This window comes from Pseudomonas sp. MYb13 (genome assembly GCF_002980075.1).
Lineage (GTDB): Bacteria > Pseudomonadota > Gammaproteobacteria > Pseudomonadales > Pseudomonadaceae > Aquipseudomonas > Aquipseudomonas lurida.
The window spans coordinates 69,691-90,472 of the sequence record NZ_PCQI01000013.1 but is presented as its reverse complement, the minus strand read 5'-3'; the positions used below and the strand labels follow the sequence as shown (position 1 = coordinate 90,472).

The following is a 20,782-nucleotide window of genomic DNA, read 5'->3' as shown; positions in this document are numbered from 1 at the left end:
CGGTTTTCAGCGCATTTTCAGGATTTTGAGGCCCAGGTGCTGGTCTTGACCGGTGGTTTTGGTCCACACCACTTCGGTGTCCGCTTCCAGGCCCTTCAGGGCGGCGTGCTCCGAATCGATGCGCACGGTCAGTTGGTCGCCGACGTTGAACTGGCGAGGCGCCTGCACTTGCATGCCGGAGCTGGACAGGTCCACACAAACCCCGGCGATCTCCTGGCCTGCGTGGATCAACGACACATCGGCATCCACACGCATGCGGATGAAATCGCGTTTTTCGGCGTAGTCGCGCTCGTGTTCGCTCATGGGTTCCATCCTTACTTTGTGTTGTGGTCGTGCCTGTTCTTATAACTCCCGGTGATTTGCGGTGTAAAGACGCCCGGCGACCATCGGCATGAGCTTGAAACCCCTCACGGATGGGAGTACCGTCTGCGCCTTAGAAGGGCACCTCTGCTTTACCTTTGTGCATGGGCTAAATCCCAGTACTTTGTAGGACAGAGAGGCTAGAAAGCGAATCCAGTACGTGAGCCCGGCCATTGCCGAGCCGCCTACGCCAACCTAATTCTGGCGCCGTTTGCCCACATGCAAAAAACCAGTGCCACGCTGCTGATAATCGATGACGACGAAGTAGTGCGCGCGAGCCTCGCGGCCTATTTGGAAGACAGTGGCTTCAGCGTCCTGCAGGCCAGCAATGGCCAACAGGGTCTCCAGGTGTTCGAGCGCGACCAGCCCGACCTCGTGATCTGCGATCTGCGCATGCCCCAGATGGGCGGCCTGGAGCTGATTCGCCAGGTGACCGAGCGTGCCCCACAGACTCCGGTGATTGTCGTGTCCGGTGCCGGCGTGATGAACGATGCCGTCGAGGCCTTGCGCCTGGGTGCCGCCGATTACCTGATCAAGCCCCTGGAAGACCTGGCCGTGCTGGAGCATTCGGTGCGCCGCGCGCTGGACCGTGCCCGCCTGCTGGTCGAGAACCAGCGTTACCGCGAAAAGCTCGAAACCGCCAACCGCGAACTCGAAGCCAGCCTCAACCTGCTACAGGAAGACCAGAACGCCGGTCGCCAGGTGCAGATGAACATGCTGCCGGTCAGCCCGTGGACCATCGACGAATTCAAGTTTGCGCACCAGATCATCCCGTCGCTGTACCTGTCGGGTGATTTCGTCGACTATTTCCGCGTCGATGAGCGACGTGTCGCGTTTTACCTGGCCGACGTGTCTGGCCACGGTGCTTCCTCTGCATTCGTCACCGTGTTGTTGAAGTTCATGACCACACGGCTGTTGTTCGAATCAAAGCGCAATGGCACTTTGCCGGAGTTCACCCCTTCCGAGGTGCTGGGCCACATCAACCGAGGCCTGATCAGCTGCAAGCTGGGCAAGCACGTGACGATGGTCGGTGGCGTTATTGATGAAGAAACCGGTCTTTTGACCTATAGCATCGGCGGTCACCTGCCGATGCCTGTTTTATACACTCCAGACAGTGTGCGTTACCTGGAAGGGCGTGGTCTGCCGGTAGGCTTGTTCAATGAGGCCACCTACGAAGACCACATCCTGGAGTTGCCGCCGACCTTCAGCCTCACGCTGATGTCCGATGGCATACTGGACCTTCTTCCAGAGCCTACACTCAAAGAGAAAGAAGCCGCCTTGCCCCAAAAGGTCAAGTCGGCGGGCGGCAGCCTGGATGGCCTGCGGCAGGTTTTTGGATTGGCCACGCTAGGGGAGATGCCGGATGATATCGCCCTATTGGTGTTGAGCAGGAATCTTTGATGAGTACCGGAAGAATCCAATTCGCCGAGCAAGACGGGACCTTCGTCCTGAAATTTGTCGGTGAAGTGCGCCTGACCTTGTGTTCGGCGCTGGATGCGACGATTGAGCGGATCTTCACAGCGCTGAACTTCTCGGCGATCGTGATCGATCTGACCGAAACCCGCAGCATCGATAGCACCACCCTTGGCTTGCTGGCCAAGTTGTCCATTCTGTCTCGGCAGAAGGTCGGCCTGTTGCCGACAGTCGTCACCACCCACGAAGACATTACCCGGCTGCTGCAGTCGATGGGCTTCGACCAGGTGTTCAACATCGTTGACCGCCCGATCCCATGCCCGGAATGCCTCACCGACCTGCCGTCCCAGGACCAGTCCGAGGAAGTCGTGCGGGTCAAGGTGCTGGAAGCGCACAAAATCCTGATGGGCCTCAACGAGTCCAACCGCGAAGCCTTCCACGACCTCGTGAACGCGTTAGAGCGCCACTGACCCCCTCGGCTGCTGGAACACCGTCCAATGTGGGAGCAGGCAAGCCAGCCCCCACAGTTGATCCGAGGTCGGCCTGAGGTACGGGACACAAGCATAAAAAAGGGCGGCACCCGCGAGGGTACCGCCCTTTTTGTCGCCGCCTGCTTTACAGCTTGGCAGTCAACAACGCTTCAAGCTTTTCTTGGTCGCGAGCAAACTGACGAATACCTTCCGCCAGCTTCTCGGTCGCCATCGCATCCTCGTTGGACTCCCAACGGAACTGCGCTTCAGTCAGATGCACACGCGCCTCACCGGCATGGCCTGGCGACAATTTACGCTCCAGCTTGCCTTCATCCGCCGCCAGCTTTTCCAGCAGGTCAGGGCTGATGGTCAGGCGATCACACCCAGCCAACTCTTCGATCTGGCTCAGGTTACGGAAGCTCGCACCCATGACCACGGTCTTGTAGCCGTTGGCCTTGTAGTAGTTGTAGATGCGCGTCACCGACTGCACGCCCGGGTCTTCAGCACCGGTGTAGTCGTTGCCGTTGGCCTTCTTGTACCAGTCGTAGATACGGCCCACGAACGGCGAAATCAGGAATACACCGGCTTCTGCACACGCCACGGCCTGGGCGAACGAGAACAGCAGGGTCAGGTTGGTCTGGATGCCTTCTTTTTCCAGTTGCTCGGCGGCGCGGATGCCTTCCCAGGTGGAAGCGATCTTGATCAGCACGCGGTCGCGGCCAACGCCGGCCTTGTCGTACAGGTCGATCAGACGGTGCGCACGCTTGAGTACGGCGTCAGTGTCGAACGACAGACGGGCATCTACCTCGGTGGAAATGCGGCCCGGTACCACTTTGAGGATCTCTTGGCCCACCGCCACCGCAAAACGGTCACTGGCCAGGCCCACGTCGCCGTTGCAGTCCTTGACGCACTCATCCAGCAGCTTGGCATAGCCAGGGATCGAAGCGGCCTTGAGCAACAGGGAAGGGTTGGTGGTGGCGTCTTGCGGTTTGAGCTTGGCGAGGGTGGAGAAATCGCCGGTATCGGCTACGACGGTGGTGAATTGCTTGAGTTGTTCCAGCTTGGAAGTCATGGGCGTGCTCTGTCCTATGGGTCTGGTGACATTACCCGAGCGCCGGCAGGCGCTCAAGGGCGCAAATGCGTTCGATCGTTTGCGAGGGCAACAACCTGAAAACAGCCGTTTGATTCACCGGCTGTGGTGCTAAATAGGAGGCCAAAAACACCATCGGGTTCAACCTAACTTGCACCCGATCCACTCAGTCGACCTGAGGGCGCGGGCTTGCTCGCGAATGCGGCCTGTCAGCTCCCCAATACACCAACTGACACCCAGGCCATCACCGCCCCTCCAACAACTCCCCCGCCTGATCCAGCAACGCCAACGGATCGCTCGCCTTGTGAATGTCCACCGACAACAACTGCCTGAACTTGCGCGCGCCCGGGAAACCGGTGCCCAGCCCAAGAATATGTCGAGTGATATGGTGCATCGATCCACCCGAAGCCAAATGCTGCGCAATGTAAGGCCGCAACTGCACCAACGCCTCAGCCCGACTGATCACCGGCGCCTCACTGCCAAACAACTGCTGATCCACCTCCGCCAACAAATACGGGTTGTGATAAGCCTCGCGCCCCAGCATCACCCCATCAAACACCTGCAAATGCTCCTGGCACTGCTCCAGCGTCTTGATGCCGCCGTTGAGGATAATCTCCAGTTCCGGGAAGTCCTGCTTCAACTGCGCCGCCACGTCATAGCGCAACGGCGGAATGTCGCGATTCTCCTTCGGCGACAACCCCTCCAGAATCGCAATCCGTGCATGCACGGTGAAACTGGTGCAGCCGGCGTCCCTCACTGTCCCGACGAACTCACACAACTGGCCATAACTGTCCCGGCCATTGATCCCGATACGATGTTTCACAGTCACCGGAATCGACACCGCATCACGCATTGCCTTCACGCAATCCGCCACCAACGCCGGGTGCGCCATCAGGATCGCGCCGATCATATTGTTCTGCACCCGGTCGCTGGGGCAGCCGACGTTCAGGTTCACCTCGTCGTAACCGGCCGCCTCGGCCATGCGCGCGCACGCGGCCAGGTCAGCGGGCACGCTGCCGCCCAACTGCAGCGCAAGCGGGTGCTCGGCTTCGTTGTGGCGCAGGAAACGGTCGTGGTCACCGTGCAGGATGGCGCCGGTGGTGACCATCTCGGTGTAGAGCAGGGCGTGCTTGGAGAGCAGGCGCAGGAAGAACCGGCAGTGGCGGTCGGTCCAGTCCATCATCGGGGCGACGGAGAAGCGGCGGGAGAGTGACTTCGGTGAGGCGCTGATCAGGGGCATTGGACAATCTGAGTGGGTAGGGCGGAATGCGTGAGTTTATCAGGAATGAGCGTGCAGGTTTTGTGCTCAGGCTGAGAGGGTTCTTCTGTCCATAATGCGACTGCGGCCTTGGCGTTCGACGTTGACGAACCTGGCGAGTGAAGGGGGAAGCATGCGTGTTGTTTTCAGCAAAAAATTACCGTGAAAAAAGGCAGGCACGGTGCAATAATGGCTTTAGGCCATTATTTTACTTTATAAAAGTATCCTTGATGAAAACAACATTTTCCGCGAAATTGTTTATTGTTTTTATTGCTTCCCTGCTGGTCTGCGTTGTTTATTTCCTGGTTGAAGAGTTCCTGTAGCGTTACGACGCTCAGTTCGACTGTTTGTATTGTCGAATGAAGAACCTGCCGAGCACAAAGACACTCCCTAGCACCAGTCCTAAAAAGGCGCCGAGAAAGGCAAACTTTTTAGTGCTCTTGGTGGAGGACGTTTTTATTTCATCAAGGGCGTTAAAGGCTTTTAGCGTATTGCCTGCGGCCAGGGCTGGCAAGTTAAGTGCTATGGCCTCGGCGTTGGCCGTTTCCATCGCGGACTTCAACTGGGCAGACGCCAGTGCTGCTGTCGTAGCGGTGGTTGAGGCGACATAGAGTACAGGCTCATTACCTCCCGACTTAGGTGGGGTGTCTTTCAAGGCAATGGAGTTGGCAGCCATCACGCCCATCGCAGAATAGAAAATATCATTCTGTATCGTGCTGTACAGCTTGGTTTCCAATGACAGCGGGCTGGCCTTCGCGGGCGCGTCCTTTTCATTGATTTCTTTATATAAGCTGTAGAGGGAAGGTTTAGTAATGTAAGTGCTGGCAGTCCATTGTTCAGGCGACGTGACAGAGAGAGCCAAAGAAGCAACTGTACCCAACACCGTGGTTGCAATAATCGTGGTCTTGCTAGTCCACAGTGCCTGAATAAGCGGTATCAGATCTATCTCATCATGGTTGGAACGGTCGTTTGAATTCGTAGGGCTGCTCACGAAAAATTCCTTTATTTGCGTTTTCAAATTGTAGAGAAAAAAACACAATGCGCCCACGTAAAAGTACGCGTCGTATTAGATGCGAATAGTTCTTGTCTGTTAAGCTCGGCGGACTCTAATAGCGTCGCGCCGACTCAGTACACTTGCCGTAGGATCATTTCTACGACGCATTCGTTCATCTACCAACGGTTCAATGTCCGCCTCGCATCCTTCGTGCGATGAGATAAACACCGAGACCCACCAAAGCCGTTACCGCACCGATATAGCCGGTACTCGTCCAGCCATAACCTGCGGTAATCGCCATCCCACCAAACCACGGCCCCAACGCGTTCGCCAGGTTGAACGCCGCGTGGTTCGACGCTGCCGCCAGGCTTGGCGCTTCATGGGCGATGTCCATCAGGCGGATTTGCAGCGGTGCGGCCAGGGCCACCATGGTGCCGACCAGGCCCATGCTCAGCAGCACGCCCCACAGCGACGATGCCGCGAAGGGGAAGAACAGCAGCACGGCCATCGACCACACCAGGATCAAGCCCACTGCACGGAACTGCATGCGGTCAAACAGCTTGCCGCCGGCAATGTTGCCGATGATCCCGCCCACGCCAAACGCCGCCAGGCCGAAGGGAATCCACTGGGGTGACACTTTGGTCACCTCGAGCATGGTCGGGGCCAGGTAGCTGAACACGCAGAACATCCCGGCAAACCCGATCGCGCCAATCGACAGCGCCATCCACACCTGCGGTTTGGTGAATGCGCGCAGTTCCTTGCGCGGGTCGCTGCGTTGTTCGTCGTGGCGATGGGGCACGAATTGCCAGACCAGCGCGATGGTGCACAGGGCGATGACGCTGACCAGTGCAAAGGCCGAGCGCCAGCCCAGGTGCTGGCCGAGGAAGGTGGCGATGGGGTTGCCGAGCAGCATGGCCAGGGTCAAGCCCATCATCACGCGGGCCACGGCGCCAGCGCGTTTGTCGTTGGGCACCATGCTCGAGGCGACCACGGCGGCAATCCCGAAGTAGGCGCCATGGGGCAGGCCGCTGATGAAGCGGAAGGCCACCAGCGAGCCAAAGGTCGGGGTGAAGGCCGTGGCGAGGTTGCCCAGGGCGTACAGGCCCATCAACAGCAACAACATGTGTTTGCGCAGCAGCTTGGCGCCGAGGATGGCCAGCAGCGGGGCGCCGACCATCACGCCGAGGGCGTAGGCGCTGATGGCGTGCCCGACCTGCGGTTCGCTTAACCCCAGGTTCTGGGCGATGTCGGGCATCAGGCCCATGATGGCAAATTCGCCGGTGCCGATCGCGAAGGCGCCCACGGCCATGGCAGCTTCCATTTTGGCGGCGCTGCGCGCGGGCAGCACGTGCCCGGGTGTTTGCTGGATAGTCATGGGTAACTCTATTTGGAAGGATTGCACGAAGGACAGTCGCCGATGCTACGCAAGCAACGACGAAGGTGTCTAGAACAGCTATTTGCACGAGAGTTCCAGGCCTGTGACCTCAGGTCGCGCCTGCCACCCTTGACATCGACACGGCAAAACCTGCGATTTGGAGCTGTCAATTGGCCAAACAGCGCATATCGGCTGTTTGCCGTGATATTCTGCGCGCCGTCTTGGTCTAGTCTTTCTCTGGTACGTACACCCGTATACGTCCCAGCGATTGGCTGTCGCCCAGGTAGCTGAAGCCAATAATGATAAGAAGTCAGCGCAGAAGGGACATAAAAGTGAGGTCGATACGTCGGCCTTGTGTGCCCACCCTGCGGCCCTCTAGTGAATGTGTGAACCCCGCGGTGCGTTGCCTGGCGCAGCGTGATCGAGGGTTGCCCATGATCAGGGGCGGTAGGGCGGATGGCGTTTTATCATAGGTGCTACTGATGTTTAAAAAAGTAAACACTGCCCTGCTGGGGCTGGCTTTGTCGATGGGGATCACGTCCGTTCAGGCGGAAGAGGCAAAGAAAGTCGATGTGCTGCTGATCGGCGGCGGCATCATGAGTGCGACCCTGGGTGTATGGCTCAATGAGCTGGAGCCGGGTTGGTCGATGGAGATGGTCGAGCGCCTCGATGGCGTGGCCGAAGAAAGCTCCAACGGCTGGAACAACGCCGGTACCGGTCACTCGGCCCTGGCTGAGCTGAACTACACCCCGGAAGACAAGAACGGCAACGTTGAGATCCCGAAAGCGGTCGAGATCAACGAAGCGTTCCAGATCTCCCGTCAGTTCTGGTCCTGGCAGGTCCAGCAGGGCGTGCTGAAGAACCCGCGTTCGTTCATCAACTCCACACCGCACATGAGCTTTGTGTGGGGCGATGACAACATCAAGTTCCTGAAAAAGCGCTACGAAGCCCTGCAAGCGAGCCCGCTGTTCGCCGGCATGCAGTATTCCGAAGACCCGGCGCAGATCGCCAAGTGGGTTCCGCTGATGATGGAAGGGCGTGACCCGAACCAGAAAATCGCGGCCACCTGGACCCCGATCGGCACCGACGTTAACTTCGGCGAGATCACCCGCCAGTTCGTCGCTCACCTGCAAACCACTCCTAAGTTCGACCTGAAACTGTCGAGCGAAGTGCAGGACATCACCAAGAACGCCGACGGTTCGTGGCGTGTGAGCTACAAAAACCTGAAAGACGGCACCAAGACTGAAACCGACGCCAAGTTCGTGTTCATCGGCGCCGGCGGCGGTGCACTGCACCTGCTGCAGAAGTCGGGCATTCCTGAAGCCAAGGAATACGCTGGCTTCCCAGTGGGCGGTTCGTTCCTGGTGACCGATAACCCAACCATCGCCGAGCAGCACCTGGCCAAGGCCTACGGTAAAGCTTCGGTTGGCGCGCCACCGATGTCGGTTCCGCACCTGGACACCCGTGTGCTGGATGGCAAGCGCGTGATTCTGTTTGGCCCATTCGCAACCTTCTCGACCAAGTTCCTGAAAGAAGGCTCGTACCTGGACCTGCTGACCAGCACCACCACCCACAACATCTGGCCAATGACCAAAGTCGGTATTCGTGAATACCCACTGGTCGAGTACCTCGCCGGCCAACTGATGCTGTCGGATGACGACCGCTTCAAGGCGTTGCAAGAGTACTTCCCGAACGCCAAGCAATCCGACTGGCGCCTGTGGCAAGCCGGTCAGCGCGTGCAGATCATCAAGCGTGACGAAGAGCAGGGCGGCGTCCTGAAACTCGGTACCGAAGTGGTCAGCTCCGCCGACAACACCATTGCTGGCCTGTTGGGTGCATCGCCAGGCGCGTCCACCGCGGCTCCGATCATGCTGACCGTGCTGCAGAAAGTGTTCAAGGACAAGGTCGCGACCCCTGAGTGGCAGACCAAGTTGCACCAGATCGTACCGAGCTACGGCACCAAGCTGAACGACAATCCTGAGGCTGTTGCCAAGGAATGGGCCTACACCGCCGGTATCCTGCAACTGACGCCGCCACCTGCTATTCCGCAAGTGACCGCGCCAAAGGCCATCGAGGCTGCCAAGCCTGCGGCTGCGCCGAGCAAGCCGGCCTCTGACCTGGCGCTGTAAGCCCAGTAACGAGCCGATGTCACAAGCCCGCTGAACCGGTAACGGTCAGCGGGCTTTTTTGTGGGCGGGTGTTTAAGCGTGGGTGTGCTCGCGGTTGACGGGAGGCAGCTCGACCGTGCGCTCGGCCGCTTGCAGGGCAGCCTTCAGCCCCGGCTGGTCCAGCGCCACGCAATACGCGGGCTTGGCACGCTCGAACCGCCAGCTTTCATCCAGGCTGCCGGCATCGACGGCGTCAAAGCCCAGTTCGTCGAGCAGGGTGATCACCAGCGCTTTAGCGACAGCTTCGTCGCCCGCCACCGGCAATGCGCGGCGGTCAGGTGCGCCGTGGGGGCGGGCATCATCGATAAGGTCTGCGGCGAAGATCGCGTTGAACACCTTGACCAACGTTGACTGGGAAAAATGCTCGGCGAGCAGCCGGCTGGTGGTGGCTTCAAAGCGATCCAGCACGGGGAAATGCCCGTCACGCTCCGGGTAGTAATTGTTCGCGTCCAGTACGGTCTTGCCTGCCAACCACTGCGCAGGGACGCTGCGGTAGTGTTCAAACGGAATCGCCACCAGCACCACGTCACCAAACTGTGCAGCGTCTTCTGCACTGCCCACTTTGACGCCGCGTATGCCGCTGAGCACGCTGCTCATGGTCTGCGGGCCGCGCGAGTTGCTCAGCATCACTTCATGCCCTGCGGCCAGCGCCAGTTGTGCCACGGCACGTCCGATAAAACCGGCTCCAATCACGCCAATTTTCATGGTCTTGCTCCTTTCGAAAGGGGGAGCGGCTATGATGATTGGCAACCAGCGGGTGATAAATAAGCGTTCCGGCGTGGGTGTTGTTACTGGGAGTGGGGAATGATGGATCGTCTATCGAGCATGAATGCCTTTGTGATCGCTGCCGAGTTGGGCTCTTACGCCCGCGCGGCCGAGCGTTTGAACATGTCGGCGCAGATGGTCGCCAAACATGTGACCGCGCTGGAGCAGCGTCTCGGCGCGCGTTTGCTCAATCGCACCACGCGCAGGCAAAGCCTTACGGAGTTGGGGAGCGCGTATTACGAGCGGTGCAAACATATCCTCGCGGAAGCCGAGGCTGCGGACTCCCTGGCGCAGATCATGAATGACACGCCGCGCGGCAAGCTGAAACTCACTGCACCCGTGACCTTCGGCTCTTACAGCCTGATGCCGCTGATTACTGCGTTCCTGCGCGATAACCCGGACGTGGACATCGACCTGCACCTGACGGATCGTTTTGTCGACCTGGTGGAAGAGGGATACGAAGCGGCCTTTCGCATCGGCCCCTTGGCCACCACTGGCCTGACGGCTCGGCCATTGGCGCCTTATCGCTTGGTGGCTTGCGCTTCCCCTGCGTACCTGGCGGCGCGGGGTACGCCGCAGTTGCCGGCCGACCTTGAGCAGCACGAATGCCTGGGCTACGCCTTTTGGTCACGTCCTGCGGACCGCGAGTGGATGTTTTACCAAGGTTCGACGCAGCACACCGTTCAGGTGACCAGCCGTCTGCAGATCAACGAAAGCAGGGCGTTGATGTCGGCAGCGCTGGATGGTTTTGGCATTGTCCTCGGCCCCTTGGACTTCCTGGGTACGGCGATTGGCAGGGGGGAGCTGGTGCAGGTGCTGCCGGATTTCGAGGCGCCGAGCCGGCCGATGCATCTGGTCTACACCGCCAATCGGCAGCGTACCGCCAAGTTGCGGCGATTTGTCGAGGCGGTGCTGGTGCGCTTCGGTCCGGCTTGAACGCTCACCTATGGCGACGACCGACCGTCGCGTGCGCGACTTGAGCACCGCAGGTTCAGCAAGCTGACAGACACCACCTGTTAAAAATACCTAATGCCAAGCAGGAGCGAGGCTGCAACAAGGGGGCATTTTTTACCGGTGTAAGTGTTGGGCGCCAGCGCCCGAGGGTTTTGTATGTTGCTACGTTACGCAGCATTGGCGGCCATGGTCGTCGCGGCATCCGGGTGTGTGCAAGAGCGCGTCGTGCATGAGCGCAGGCCGGTGCAACGTGAGTATGTCGAAGTCGTCGCGCCGCAACCGCCGCCGGTGCAAGTGATCGAAGTCGAGCCGCCAGTGCGTTACGGCTATATATGGTCACGCGGTTACTGGCGCTGGGAAGGCGGGCGCTATGTCGCGGTGCATGGCCATTGGGAGCCGGTGCGCGAGGGCTATCGCTATGTGCATCCGCATTGGGTGCAGCGTAATGATGGCTACCACTGGCAGGGTGGCGGCTGGGTTCGCTGAGTAGCGGCTAAATCGGCTTCTGGGTGCCCAGCAGCCGCACCTCCCGCAGAAGCGCGGCACCGAGCTGATCGGTACCCAGTTCCCTGTAGCCTACTGCCTTGACCTCGCCATTCTCCTCCGCCTGGATGAGGATCACCGGGGTTTCCTTGCCGGTGGCTTCGTCCACGTGCATGGCGTACTGGGGAATATCCAGCTTGATCGGCGTACCCGCCGCCTGGCCTTTCACATTGATCAGGAAGGCGGCGCAACCGGTATCCACATCTGCGCTGGTGGCGGAGCGGCCGCTGACGAAGCAGGTTTTTGGCAGGTCCGGCCAAGTGATGGTGTCGGCCAGGGCGGGTATGGAGGCCGTGGCCAAGGCTGCGAGTAGAAACATGCGCACGTCAGTCTTTCTCTCGATCAAGGTTGGAAGCGTTTTTTACCAAAGCCCGCCCGCTGTCGCAACGCGACGGTTCAGGCCAGCCGCTTCATGCCGGTGGTCTTGATCGCATTGAGGACGAAGGTGGCCGTGTACTTGCAGCCAGCGGCATGGCCGCAGCGCTCGATCGGGCCGTCTGCAACGTCAGCCTTGTTGGCCACAAACTTGCGCAGTGCCTGCCAGACAATCTCCGCATGTTCTACGGTCAATTCGCGGGTACGGAGCAGGGGTTCCAGTACCGTCACGCCTCGCTCCTGGCCGACGGGTAGCAGCTTTGCAGCACCCAGACCAACGCCACGATGGAAACCATGCTGACGAAGCCTGGCGAGGCGGAGGCAGTGATTCGATCAGCCCGGACTGGCGGGTTTACGGATCAACCCCTTGAGGTCTTGAACCGTGTGGCTTGCGGCAATGATGGAAAACTGCCCGTCTTCCATTTCAACAAATTCGGCCCGGTCACCTGTTTCCAGGCCAAGGGCGGTCGCCATGGTGAACATCTCAATCGCTATATTCCTTACCTTAGGCTAAGGAGTGACAGAGGACGATATGCGTTGGTCCATAGGTCTCTCATCTGGTGCGGGTGAGTCGGAACAGGTAAAACACTCGTCCGAACTGTGCTCGCCCACTGGGTTTAAAGAGATACAAACCATGACCGACCGCCACCTCATCATCCCTACTGCCATGCACCCTATCGTCGAGCGCGCCGGCTACGTGCCCGCGGTCAAAGTTGGCAAGACGCTGTACTGCGCAGGGCAGGTCGGGCGTACGGCAGGGTTGGCGGTGATCGAGGACCCCGAGGCGCAATTCGTCGCGGCCTGGGAGAACCTGCGGCAGGTATTGGAAGAGGGCGGCTGCACCTTCGACGACGTGGTGGACATGACCACCTACCACGTGAACATGAGCCAGCACATGGCGGTTTTTCGCGAAGTGAAAAACCGCCTGTTTCCACGCGGGCATTGCGCCTGGACCACGATCGGGGTGTCGGAACTGGCACACCCCGGTCTGTTGGTGGAAATCAAATGTGTGGCAGTACAACGCTAATTCATTGCACCACGCGGTAGCACGGCACATACGCCGCGCCACCCGGCAACTTCATGCGGTGCTGGGCGACAAACGCCTGTAGCAATTCGTCCAGCGGTTTCATGATGGCCGGGTCGCCGTGGATCTCATACGGGCCGTTCTGCTCGATCAGGCGAATACCCTTGTCCTTCACGTTACCCGCCACGATCCCCGAGAATGCACGACGCAAGTTGGCGGCGAGTTCGTGGGGCGGCAGCGCGTGGCTCAGTTGCAGGCTGGCCATGTTTTCGTGGGTCGGGTCGAACGGGCGCTGGAAGCCCTCGTCAATCTTCAGCAGCCAGTTGAAGTGGAACGCGTCGTTGCGCTCGCGGCGGAACTGCTTCACGGCCTTGAGGCCGGCGGTCATCTGGCGTGCCACTTCGGCCGGGTCGTCGATGATGATCTGGTAGTGCGCCTGTGCAGCCTCACCCAGGGTGGCACCGACGAATGCGTGCAGTTGCTGCAGGTACGGCGCGGCGTGTTTCGGCCCGGTGAGGATGACCGGGAAGGGCAGGTCGCGGTTGTCCGGATGCATGAGGATGCCCAGCAGGTACAGGAACTCTTCCGCCGTACCGGCACCGCCCGGGAAGATGATGATGCCGTGGCCGACGCGTACGAAGGCTTCCAGGCGTTTCTCGATGTCCGGCAAGATCACCAGCTCGTTGACGATCGGGTTTGGCGCTTCGGCGGCGATGATGCCCGGCTCGGTCAGGCCCAGGTAGCGCCCACCGGTGATACGCTGCTTGGCGTGGGAAATGGTCGCGCCTTTCATCGGCCCTTTCATCACGCCAGGGCCGCAGCCGGTGCACACGTCGAGGCTGCGCAGGCCCAGTTCGTGGCCGACTTTCTTGGTGTATTTGTATTCTTCGGTATTGATCGAGTGGCCGCCCCAGCACACGACGATTTTCGGTTCGATACCTGGACGCAGCGTACGGGCGTTGCGCAGCAGGTGGAACACGTAGTCGGTGATGCCCTGGGAGTTGCTCAGGTCGATGCGTTGGCTGTCGAGTTCGTTCTCGGTGTAGACAATGTCGCGCAGGGCGCTGAACAGCATCTCGCGGGTGCTGGCGATCATTTCGCCATCGACGAACGCGTCGGCGGGGGCATTCAGCAGTTCGAGGCGCACACCACGGTCCTGCTGGTGGATGCGTACTTCAAAGTCCTTGTAGGCGTCGAGAATGGTCTTGGCGTTGTCGATGTGCGCACCGGTGTTGAGGATCGCCAGGGCGCATTGGCGGAACAGGGTGTAGATGCTGCCGGTACCGGCTTCGCTCAGTTGCTGGACTTCACGTTGTGACAGGGTTTCGAGGCTGCCCTTGGGGCTGACGGAAGCATTGATGACATGACGTTGGGGCATTCTGATTCCTTGAAAGCGCAGCCACCGCACCCGCAAGGGGCCGCGATGGCTTGAGAATGATGGGCGCCGATTTCGGTCGCACGAGCACGTTATTTACCTCAGGCACAAGGCCGAGCGCAAACACCGTCCAGCACCATCATGCCGCAGAACTTACTGAATCAGCTTCCAGTTTTTGTAGAAAACCCGACGCAGGGTAAAGACCATGCCGGCAAATCCAGCGATCACGGCGTTGAGCACCGAAGGCAGCGGGGTGGGCCGCACGATGTCGATGAACAGGCAGTAACGCTTTGCATCGTTTTTGTTGAAGGAGGCATGCATCAACGTGTCATCGAAGATGAACAGCGGGTCGTCGTGCCAGTAGTGCTTGTGCTTGCCCACCTGGATGTACACCCCTTCGTGATGGGGCGCCGGTGCCATGTTGTAGAGCACGCGGAACATCATGCGCAGGGGCCCGAAGTGAAACGACGTCGAGCGGTTTTCATTGAACACCGACACGCCGATGGTCTTCACGAACGGCAGCTTTTCGCGCAGCGTCGGAATGTCCAGGGCGGTCTCGATGGGCCGGCCATACCATTGGAAAAACAACATGCCGCGCTTCTTCTCGGCCATGCGTGCGTCCAGGTAATCGATGATTTCGTCCTTGTGGGCCATGGCATCATCGATGACCTGTTGCAGGTCTTCGCGCCAGGCCGGCGGCAGGTCACGCATCGTGTAAACGTGGCGATTACGCGAGCTCAACAGGTCGAACAAGGTATTGAACGGCGCCAGCAGCCAGGTGTTGCGGCCACTGCCGATAAAATATTTCTTGAGGGTGCCCGCGTCATACAGGCCATTGCGCAGGAAGTCGTAGATACCGCAGACCACCACCAGGCCCAGGAACACCAGTGTGGTCTCGGGGAAGATATCAATAATCAGCAGCACACCGAGTACCCAGGCGACCGATACCGCTTTTTTACGCAAAGCAGGCTTGTTCATGTAACTCAGCTCCAGCAGGACGCCATTCGACAGGTCCGGATCCGTGGCTGCGAGTGGTGGGGTTTTGAAACATATTGAAACAACTGCATCATGATAAGACGTTCTGCGCTGGATAGGCGTTTTAAATATTGCGAAATTGTGAAGGCTCTACACAGTTTTTAACCCTTGCCGAGCGGTGTGGATTGGATTTTGTAAACGGAAGATTTGCGACTATCGTGACGCTTCGGTTTTTTGGACGTCATAGACCGGTACGATTGAAGTTGAATGGCCACCACTGGCCTTCGGCACCTTGGAAGAGGCAGAAATTTTATGATCATCAAACCGCGGGTTCGTGGCTTTATCTGTGTGACCGCTCACCCTGTTGGCTGTGAAGCGAACGTCAAGGAGCAGATCGACTACGTAACTGAGCACGGCGCCATCGAAGGCGGCCCCAAAAAGGTGCTGGTCCTCGGCGCTTCCACTGGCTACGGCCTGGCCGCGCGCATCAGTGCTGCGTTTGGCTGCGGCGCCGACACCCTGGGCGTGTTTTTTGAGAAAGAAGGCGAAGAAGGCAAACTGAGCTCCGCCGGCTGGTACAACAGCGCTGCGTTCGAGAAGTTTGCCGTCGAAAAAGGCCTGTACGCCAAGAGCATCAACGGTGACGCGTTCTCCGACGATATCAAGCGCCTGACCATCGAAACCATCAAGAAAGACCTGGGCAAGATCGACCTGGTTGTCTACAGCCTGGCCGCGCCTCGCCGTACCGACCCGCAAGGCGTGGTGCACAATTCCACCCTCAAGCCGATCGGCAAGGCCGTGACCCTGCGCGGTATCAACACCGACAAAGGCGTTGTGGTCGACACCACCCTTGAGCCGGCCACCCAGGAAGAAATCGACGGCACCGTGAAAGTCATGGGCGGCGAAGACTGGCAGCTGTGGATCGACGCCCTGCGTGACGCCGACGTCCTGGCCGAAGGCGCCAAGACCACTGCGTTCACCTACCTCGGTAAAAAGCTGACCCAGGACATCTACTGGAACGGCTCCATCGGCGAAGCCAAGAAAGACCTGGACAAAAAAGTCCTGACCCTGCGCGACAACCTCGCGGCACTCAAGGGCGACGCCCGTGTATCGGTGCTCAAGGCCGTGGTGACCCAGGCGAGCTCGGCCATCCCGATCATGCCGCTGTACCTGTCGCTGCTGTTCAAAGTGATGAAAGAGCAGGGCACCCACGAAGGTTGCATCGAGCAGGTGTATGGCCTGTTCAAGGACAGCCTGTACGGCAAAGAGCCGAAGCTCGACGCCGACGGTCGCCTGCGTGCCGACCTGGCCGAGCTGGAACCTAAAGTCCAGGACGCCGTGGCAGCCCTGTGGAACCAGGTCAACGACGACAACGTCAACGAGATCAGCGATTTCGCCGGCTACAAGGCGGAATTCCTGCGTCTGTTCGGCTTTGAAATCGACGGCGTGGACTACGAGGCCGATGTAAACCCGACCGTTAAGATCAATGGCCTGATCCAGGCCTGAATACGCTCGACAATGTAGGAACTGGCTCGCTGTGGGAGCCTGGCTTGCCCGCGATGCAGGCGCCTCGGTGTATCTGATGCACCGAGGTGATGGTATCGCAGGCATGCCAGCGCCCACATAAGCCTGTTTCCACCTTTGATCTGCGTGGTTTCAGACTCCGCTTGGGCGTCAACGCTCGCCTCCTGCCTTCCAGAATCTGCCAGACTTCATCCGCTATCACTCACGCTAACGGAGGATCTGATGACGATTCGTGCAGTAGTTTTTGATTTCGGCGGTGTCCTGTTCGATTGGAACCCGCATCACCTGTATCGCAAGCTGATTGCCGACGACCATGAGCGGCAATGGTTTCTCGATAATATCTGCACCCAGGCCTGGAACACCCAACAGGACGCGGGCCGCACCCTGGCCGATGGCACCCTCAGCCTCATCGAGCAATACCCCCATCATGAGCGCTTGATCCAGGCCTATTACGACCGCTGGCACGAAATGCTGCGTGGCGCGTTGCCGGACGGCGTGGCGATCCTCAAGGCGTTGCACCAGGCCGACATGCCGCTGTTCGGGCTTACCAACTGGTCTGCCGAGACGTTCCCGTATGCGCGGGCCAATTACCCATTCCTGCAGTGCTTTCGCGACATCGTGGTGTCCGGCGAGTTGAAGCTGATCAAGCCAGACGCGGCGATTTATCACGCCAGCCTCAGCCAGGTACGTGCCCACCTGCCGGATATCCAGCCAGCTGAAGTGGTGTTCATCGATGATGTCGCCGGCAATATCGAGGCGGCCATTGCCCTGGGTTGGCAGGGCATTCACCACGTGTCGGCCGACAGTACGGCGGCGCGCCTGCGCAAAATGGGCGTGGAGTTCTAGCGCGCCCACTTTTCCATGGCGAAATCCACAAAGGCGCGCAGCTTGGGCAGGCGATACCGGTCCTGGCCGTAGAGCAGGTGCATGGGGCGGCTGGGCAGGCGATAGGTGGTGAGCAAGGCCACCAGCCTGCCGCTCTCCAGGTCCGGTTGCACCAGGGCATCGGCGAGCATGATGATGCCCATGCCGTTGACGGCCGCCTGGCGCAAGCCTTGCGAGCTGTTGATGGTCAATGAGCCGGACACCGGCACTTCCACCTCGCCGGCATCGTCGGTCATGCGCCAGCGTTTTTCAGTGTCGCGCCAATTGTCATTCGCCGGGTAGGCGAACGCCAGGCAGTCATGCTGCCTGAGGTCCTCGGGCTTTGACGGGGTGCCGCGTCGCGCCAAGTAGGCAGGTGAGGCGCACAGCGTGAGGGTGTAGTCCTGCATTGGCCTGGCGATCAGGCTCGACGTTTCCAGTTCGCCAAGGCGGATCGCCACGTCGAAGCCGCTGTCGACCAAGTCCATGCGCTCATTGCTCAACACCACGTACAGGTTGATGTGCGGGTAGCGCCGGGAAAACTCGCTCAAGGCCGGTGTGAGGCGTTCGGTGCCGAACACGGGGGGCGCGGTGATGCGCAGGGTGCCCTTGGGCACATCGCTATGGGCTTGCTCGGCCAGTTGCTCGGAGTCGGCCACCAGCCCCAACACTTCCAGGCAGCGCTGGTAATACTGCCCGCCAAATTCCGTGAGGCTTTGTTTGCGTGTGGTGCGCTTGAGCAGGCTGACACCCAGGCGCTGCTCCAGGGCGCGCAGGTGATTGCCGACCATGGTCGTGGACAACCCGCAGGCTTGGGCTGCCGCCGTCAGGCTGCCGGTCTCGACCACTTTCACGTACACCGACATTGCCTGGAACAGATCCATTATCAAGCCCTGGTTTAAAGTCATTGCAGGAATGTGCAGTTTATCCAGCTTGGGTGGCTAACGATACTGCAGCCATCCCTACGATGCACTGGAGCTTCGCACCATGACCGCCGCCTGCCTGATGACCACTTACCAACCCTTGGCCCTGAGCTTCACCCGCGGCCTGGGCACACGCCTGTGGGACCAGCAGGGGCGCGAATACCTGGACGCGGTGGCCGGCGTGGCGGTGACCAATGTCGGCCATTCGCACCCCAGGCTGGTGACGGCAATCAGCGAGCAGGCCGGCTTGCTGTTGCACACCTCCAATCTCTACAGCATCGACTGGCAGCAACGGCTGGCCCAGCGCCTCACCCAACTGTCTGGCCTGGACCGCGCCTTCTTCAACAATTCCGGTGCCGAGGCCAACGAAACAGCGCTGAAACTGGCGCGCCTGCATGGCTGGAAGAAGGGCATTGAAGCCCCCTTGGTGGTGGTCATGGAAAACGCTTTCCATGGCCGCACACTGGGCACGATGGCCGCCAGCGATGGGCCATCGGTGCGCTTGGGTTTCCAACGGTTGCCGGGGGATTTTCTCAAGGTGGGGTTTGGCGATATCGCCGCGATAGAAGCGATCACCCAAGCATTTGGCTCGCGGATCGCAGCGGTCCTGCTGGAGCCGATCCAGGGTGAAAGTGGCGTACTGCCGCCGCCGCCGGGCTACCTGCAAGCCCTGCGTGATCACTGCACACGCCACGGCTGGCTGCTGATGCTCGATGAAATTCAGACCGGCATCGGCCGCACCGGCGCCTGGTTCGCCTTCCAGCATGAAGGCATTCTCCCCGACGTGATGACCCTGGCCAAAGGCCTCGGCAATGGCGTACCGATTGGCGCTTGCCTGGCCCGTGCCGCGGTGGCCCAGTTGTTCACACCGGGCAGCCACGGCAGCACCTTCGGCGGCAACCCGTTGGCGTGCCGGGTCGGGTGCACGGTGCTGGAAATCATCGAAGAACAAGGCTTGCTGCAGAACGCTGCGCAGCAGGGCGAACGCTTGCTGGCACAGTTGCGGGTGGAGTTGAGCGAGCACCCGCAGGTACTGGCGATTCGTGGCCAGGGCTTGATGATCGGGATCGAGCTGGCGCGCCCTTATCGTGACCTGGCCCTGCGTGCCGCGCAAGAGCACGGGCTGCTGATCAACGTGACGCGCGGCAAGGTCATTCGCCTGCTGCCGCCGCTGACCCTGGACGCCAAGGAAGTCGAGATGATTGTGCGGGCCATTGCCCGCCTGTTGAGTTGAAAGACAATCACACTGTGGGAGCGGGCTTGCTCGCGAATGGGGTGGGTCAGCAACAAATGTAGCGCCTGACACGCCGCCTTCGCGGGCAAGCCCGCTCCCACATTCGATCTACCTGATGTTCATAGATCTGGCCCGTTCAGCCATTCCTGGTTCATGGTCTCGGTATCCCCCAGGTACTCCAGCAACCACGCCATGGCCGGCGACAGCTTGCTCTGCGCCCAGGCCACGCACGACGGGCTGGCCGGAAACGGCCGGCTCAGTTGCAGCGCCACCAGCTCACCGCGTTCGATCCACGGCAACACCTGATGCGCCGGCGCCATGCCGACGCACAGGCCGTCACGCAGGCAATCAAGGGCCGAGGACCAATTCGGCACCACCAGCCGGCGTTGGTTATCCAGGGTCCAGGTGTCGCGCTTGGGCAGATTACGCGAGGTGTCGGTCATGCACAGCGAAGCGAAGGGGCGCAATTGATCGTCGCTCAGCAAGCCTTCGACGCTTGCCAGCGGATGCCGCGCGCTGACCACGCAGAGCCAGTTCAACAAGCCCATATCGCGAAAGGTAAAATGACTGGCGACCGGCACCGCGCTGGTGGCGCCGATCACAATGTCAGTGCGCTCATCCGCCAACGCATCCCACACGCCGTTGTACACCTCGTACTCCAGCAACAGCTCGACCTCGGGAAACTGCCGATAGAAATCCACTACCAACTGTCGGCAGCGCTGGGGTTTGACGATGGAGTCCACCGCCACCTTCAACTGGCCACTCCAGCCATTGGCGACCTGCTGGCACAAGCGCCGCGTGCCAAGCATTTTTTTCATCACGCCACGGGCTTCGTCGATAAACAGGCGACCGGCGGGTGTCAGCTCGACGTCGCGGTGGCGTCGCACGAACAGCGGCACCGCCAGCCACTCTTCAAGCTGGCGCACCGTGTAGCTGATGGCCGACGGCACCCGGTGCAGTTCCTGGGCGGCTGCGCTGAAGCTGCCATGCCGCGCAACGGCATCGACGACATCCAGGGAATATTCGGACCACATTGTGGTTGCCTTCAAATTTATTGATAAAAGTGTCCAATTATTATCGCTTCACACACAAACTGTC

General features: G+C 59.9%; 21 protein-coding genes and 1 pseudogene. 9 read left to right on the top strand and 13 right to left on the bottom strand.

Annotation, left to right across the window (positions count from 1 at the left end):
- Positions 1–6 precede the first annotated feature (6 nt).
- Entirely contained in the window at positions 7–303 is a 297-nt protein-coding gene (locus tag CQ002_RS21260; protein WP_034102572.1) for a PilZ domain-containing protein, read from the bottom strand.
- A 276-nt stretch (positions 304–579) separates the two neighbouring features.
- Between CQ002_RS21260 and rssB the strand changes: the two genes are divergently transcribed.
- Positions 580–1,761 (top strand): two-component system response regulator RssB, encoded by a 1,182-nt coding sequence (gene rssB / locus CQ002_RS21250; protein WP_025856971.1) that lies wholly within the window; start codon positions 580–582, stop codon positions 1,759–1,761.
- Positions 1,761–2,243: an anti-sigma factor antagonist RssC gene (gene rssC / locus CQ002_RS21245; RefSeq protein ID WP_003172602.1), complete on the top strand. Its 483-nt coding sequence runs from the start codon at positions 1,761–1,763 to the stop codon at positions 2,241–2,243. The genes rssB and rssC overlap by 1 nt, the downstream gene beginning before the upstream one ends.
- A gap of 145 nt (positions 2,244–2,388) precedes the next feature.
- Here rssC and tal read toward each other — a convergent pair whose 3' ends face one another.
- The 4 genes from tal to CQ002_RS21225 form a co-directional block, all read right to left on the bottom strand.
- The gene (gene tal / locus CQ002_RS21240; protein ID WP_034102574.1) at positions 2,389–3,315 is read right to left on the bottom strand and encodes a transaldolase; all 927 of its coding nucleotides are present in this window, start codon (positions 3,313–3,315) and stop codon (positions 2,389–2,391) included.
- Between the two features lie 262 nt (positions 3,316–3,577).
- The gene (gene dusA / locus CQ002_RS21235) at positions 3,578–4,573 is read right to left on the bottom strand and encodes a tRNA dihydrouridine(20/20a) synthase DusA (protein WP_034102577.1); all 996 of its coding nucleotides are present in this window, start codon (positions 4,571–4,573) and stop codon (positions 3,578–3,580) included.
- A 352-nt stretch (positions 4,574–4,925) separates the two neighbouring features.
- Positions 4,926–5,582, bottom strand: coding sequence for a Wzz/FepE/Etk N-terminal domain-containing protein (locus tag CQ002_RS21230; protein WP_105161832.1), 657 nt, complete (start codon positions 5,580–5,582; stop codon positions 4,926–4,928).
- 190 nt (positions 5,583–5,772) lie between these two features.
- Positions 5,773–6,960: an MFS transporter gene (locus tag CQ002_RS21225; protein ID WP_034102581.1), complete on the bottom strand. Its 1,188-nt coding sequence runs from the start codon at positions 6,958–6,960 to the stop codon at positions 5,773–5,775.
- A gap of 482 nt (positions 6,961–7,442) precedes the next feature.
- Between CQ002_RS21225 and mqo the strand changes: the two genes are divergently transcribed.
- Positions 7,443–9,089 (top strand): malate dehydrogenase (quinone), encoded by a 1,647-nt coding sequence (gene mqo / locus CQ002_RS21220; RefSeq protein WP_105161833.1) that lies wholly within the window; start codon positions 7,443–7,445, stop codon positions 9,087–9,089.
- 72 nt (positions 9,090–9,161) lie between these two features.
- Here mqo and CQ002_RS21215 read toward each other — a convergent pair whose 3' ends face one another.
- Entirely contained in the window at positions 9,162–9,833 is a 672-nt protein-coding gene (locus CQ002_RS21215) for an NADPH-dependent F420 reductase (protein WP_105161834.1), read from the bottom strand.
- 99 nt (positions 9,834–9,932) lie between these two features.
- Here CQ002_RS21215 and CQ002_RS21210 point away from each other — a divergent pair, with 99 nt between their 5' ends.
- Both CQ002_RS21210 and CQ002_RS21205 read left to right on the top strand, forming a co-directional pair.
- A complete protein-coding gene (locus tag CQ002_RS21210) occupies positions 9,933–10,829 on the top strand; it encodes a LysR family transcriptional regulator (RefSeq protein WP_069022406.1) in 897 nt (298 codons plus the stop codon).
- Between the two features lie 174 nt (positions 10,830–11,003).
- On the top strand, positions 11,004–11,333 hold the full coding sequence (locus CQ002_RS21205; protein ID WP_043274284.1) for a YXWGXW repeat-containing protein: 330 nt from the start codon (positions 11,004–11,006) through the stop codon (positions 11,331–11,333).
- A 7-nt stretch (positions 11,334–11,340) separates the two neighbouring features.
- Here the strand turns inward: CQ002_RS21205 and CQ002_RS21200 are convergent, their stop codons facing one another.
- From CQ002_RS21200 to CQ002_RS28350, 3 genes and pseudogenes are all read right to left on the bottom strand, one after another.
- A complete protein-coding gene (locus tag CQ002_RS21200) occupies positions 11,341–11,709 on the bottom strand; it encodes a hypothetical protein (RefSeq protein WP_052211068.1) in 369 nt (122 codons plus the stop codon).
- Between the two features lie 77 nt (positions 11,710–11,786).
- Positions 11,787–12,114 (bottom strand): annotated as a pseudogene (locus CQ002_RS21195) (PIN domain-containing protein); the annotation flags it as partial.
- Positions 12,099–12,239: a hypothetical protein gene (locus CQ002_RS28350; RefSeq protein WP_167356481.1), complete on the bottom strand. Its 141-nt coding sequence runs from the start codon at positions 12,237–12,239 to the stop codon at positions 12,099–12,101. The pseudogene CQ002_RS21195 and the gene CQ002_RS28350, both read right to left, overlap by 16 nt.
- A gap of 160 nt (positions 12,240–12,399) precedes the next feature.
- On the opposite strand from CQ002_RS28350, the gene CQ002_RS21190 reads away from it, so the two are divergent.
- On the top strand, positions 12,400–12,792 hold the full coding sequence (locus CQ002_RS21190; RefSeq protein WP_105161835.1) for a RidA family protein: 393 nt from the start codon (positions 12,400–12,402) through the stop codon (positions 12,790–12,792).
- Between the two features lies 1 nt (position 12,793).
- On the opposite strand, the gene ppnN is transcribed toward CQ002_RS21190, so the two are convergent.
- Together ppnN and CQ002_RS21180 are read right to left on the bottom strand one after the other, a co-directional pair.
- Positions 12,794–14,167, bottom strand: coding sequence for a nucleotide 5'-monophosphate nucleosidase PpnN (gene ppnN / locus CQ002_RS21185; RefSeq protein ID WP_034102596.1), 1,374 nt, complete (start codon positions 14,165–14,167; stop codon positions 12,794–12,796).
- Positions 14,168–14,317: 150 nt separating this feature from the next.
- Positions 14,318–15,142: an aspartyl/asparaginyl beta-hydroxylase domain-containing protein gene (locus tag CQ002_RS21180; protein ID WP_069022410.1), complete on the bottom strand. Its 825-nt coding sequence runs from the start codon at positions 15,140–15,142 to the stop codon at positions 14,318–14,320.
- A 309-nt stretch (positions 15,143–15,451) separates the two neighbouring features.
- Here CQ002_RS21180 and fabV point away from each other — a divergent pair, with 309 nt between their 5' ends.
- Positions 15,452–16,645, top strand: coding sequence for an enoyl-ACP reductase FabV (gene fabV, locus CQ002_RS21175; protein ID WP_105161836.1), 1,194 nt, complete (start codon positions 15,452–15,454; stop codon positions 16,643–16,645).
- Positions 16,646–16,885: 240 nt separating this feature from the next.
- Positions 16,886–17,509 carry an HAD family phosphatase gene (locus CQ002_RS21170; protein ID WP_105161837.1) on the top strand — a complete coding sequence of 208 codons (624 nt, stop codon included), beginning with the start codon at positions 16,886–16,888 and terminating at the stop codon, positions 17,507–17,509.
- Here CQ002_RS21170 and CQ002_RS21165 read toward each other — a convergent pair.
- The gene (locus CQ002_RS21165) at positions 17,506–18,411 is read right to left on the bottom strand and encodes a LysR family transcriptional regulator (RefSeq protein WP_034102603.1); all 906 of its coding nucleotides are present in this window, start codon (positions 18,409–18,411) and stop codon (positions 17,506–17,508) included. The two genes, CQ002_RS21170 and CQ002_RS21165, sit on opposite strands and share 4 nt — an antisense overlap.
- A 103-nt stretch (positions 18,412–18,514) precedes the next feature.
- Between CQ002_RS21165 and CQ002_RS21160 the strand changes: the two genes are divergently transcribed.
- Positions 18,515–19,684, top strand: a complete 1,170-nt coding sequence (locus CQ002_RS21160; protein WP_105161838.1) for an aspartate aminotransferase family protein — start codon at positions 18,515–18,517, stop codon at positions 19,682–19,684.
- 119 nt (positions 19,685–19,803) lie between these two features.
- Here the strand turns inward: CQ002_RS21160 and punR are convergent, their stop codons facing one another.
- Entirely contained in the window at positions 19,804–20,718 is a 915-nt protein-coding gene (gene punR / locus CQ002_RS21155) for a DNA-binding transcriptional activator PunR (RefSeq protein ID WP_034102608.1), read from the bottom strand.
- Positions 20,719–20,782: the final 64 nt, after the last annotated feature.

Bases quoted from the DNA above. Each gene is read 5' to 3' on its own strand.
- CQ002_RS21260 (WP_034102572.1), bottom strand. From the start codon at position 303: ATGAGCGAACACGAGCGCGACTACGCCGAAAAACGCGATTTCATCCGC.
- rssB (WP_025856971.1), top strand. From the start codon at position 580: ATGCAAAAAACCAGTGCCACGCTGCTGATAATCGATGACGACGAAGTA.
- rssC (WP_003172602.1), top strand. From the start codon at position 1,761: ATGAGTACCGGAAGAATCCAATTCGCCGAGCAAGACGGGACCTTCGTC.
- tal (WP_034102574.1), bottom strand. From the start codon at position 3,315: ATGACTTCCAAGCTGGAACAACTCAAGCAATTCACCACCGTCGTAGCC.
- dusA (WP_034102577.1), bottom strand. From the start codon at position 4,573: ATGCCCCTGATCAGCGCCTCACCGAAGTCACTCTCCCGCCGCTTCTCC.
- CQ002_RS21225 (WP_034102581.1), bottom strand. From the start codon at position 6,960: ATGACTATCCAGCAAACACCCGGGCACGTGCTGCCCGCGCGCAGCGCC.
- mqo (WP_105161833.1), top strand. From the start codon at position 7,443: ATGTTTAAAAAAGTAAACACTGCCCTGCTGGGGCTGGCTTTGTCGATG.
- CQ002_RS21215 (WP_105161834.1), bottom strand. From the start codon at position 9,833: ATGAAAATTGGCGTGATTGGAGCCGGTTTTATCGGACGTGCCGTGGCA.
- CQ002_RS21210 (WP_069022406.1), top strand. From the start codon at position 9,933: ATGATGGATCGTCTATCGAGCATGAATGCCTTTGTGATCGCTGCCGAG.
- CQ002_RS21205 (WP_043274284.1), top strand. From the start codon at position 11,004: ATGTTGCTACGTTACGCAGCATTGGCGGCCATGGTCGTCGCGGCATCC.
- CQ002_RS21200 (WP_052211068.1), bottom strand. From the start codon at position 11,709: ATGTTTCTACTCGCAGCCTTGGCCACGGCCTCCATACCCGCCCTGGCC.
- CQ002_RS28350 (WP_167356481.1), bottom strand. From the start codon at position 12,239: ATGGCGACCGCCCTTGGCCTGGAAACAGGTGACCGGGCCGAATTTGTT.
- CQ002_RS21190 (WP_105161835.1), top strand. From the start codon at position 12,400: ATGACCGACCGCCACCTCATCATCCCTACTGCCATGCACCCTATCGTC.
- ppnN (WP_034102596.1), bottom strand. From the start codon at position 14,167: ATGCCCCAACGTCATGTCATCAATGCTTCCGTCAGCCCCAAGGGCAGC.
- CQ002_RS21180 (WP_069022410.1), bottom strand. From the start codon at position 15,142: ATGAACAAGCCTGCTTTGCGTAAAAAAGCGGTATCGGTCGCCTGGGTA.
- fabV (WP_105161836.1), top strand. From the start codon at position 15,452: ATGATCATCAAACCGCGGGTTCGTGGCTTTATCTGTGTGACCGCTCAC.
- CQ002_RS21170 (WP_105161837.1), top strand. From the start codon at position 16,886: ATGACGATTCGTGCAGTAGTTTTTGATTTCGGCGGTGTCCTGTTCGAT.
- CQ002_RS21165 (WP_034102603.1), bottom strand. From the start codon at position 18,411: ATGGATCTGTTCCAGGCAATGTCGGTGTACGTGAAAGTGGTCGAGACC.
- CQ002_RS21160 (WP_105161838.1), top strand. From the start codon at position 18,515: ATGACCGCCGCCTGCCTGATGACCACTTACCAACCCTTGGCCCTGAGC.
- punR (WP_034102608.1), bottom strand. From the start codon at position 20,718: ATGTGGTCCGAATATTCCCTGGATGTCGTCGATGCCGTTGCGCGGCAT.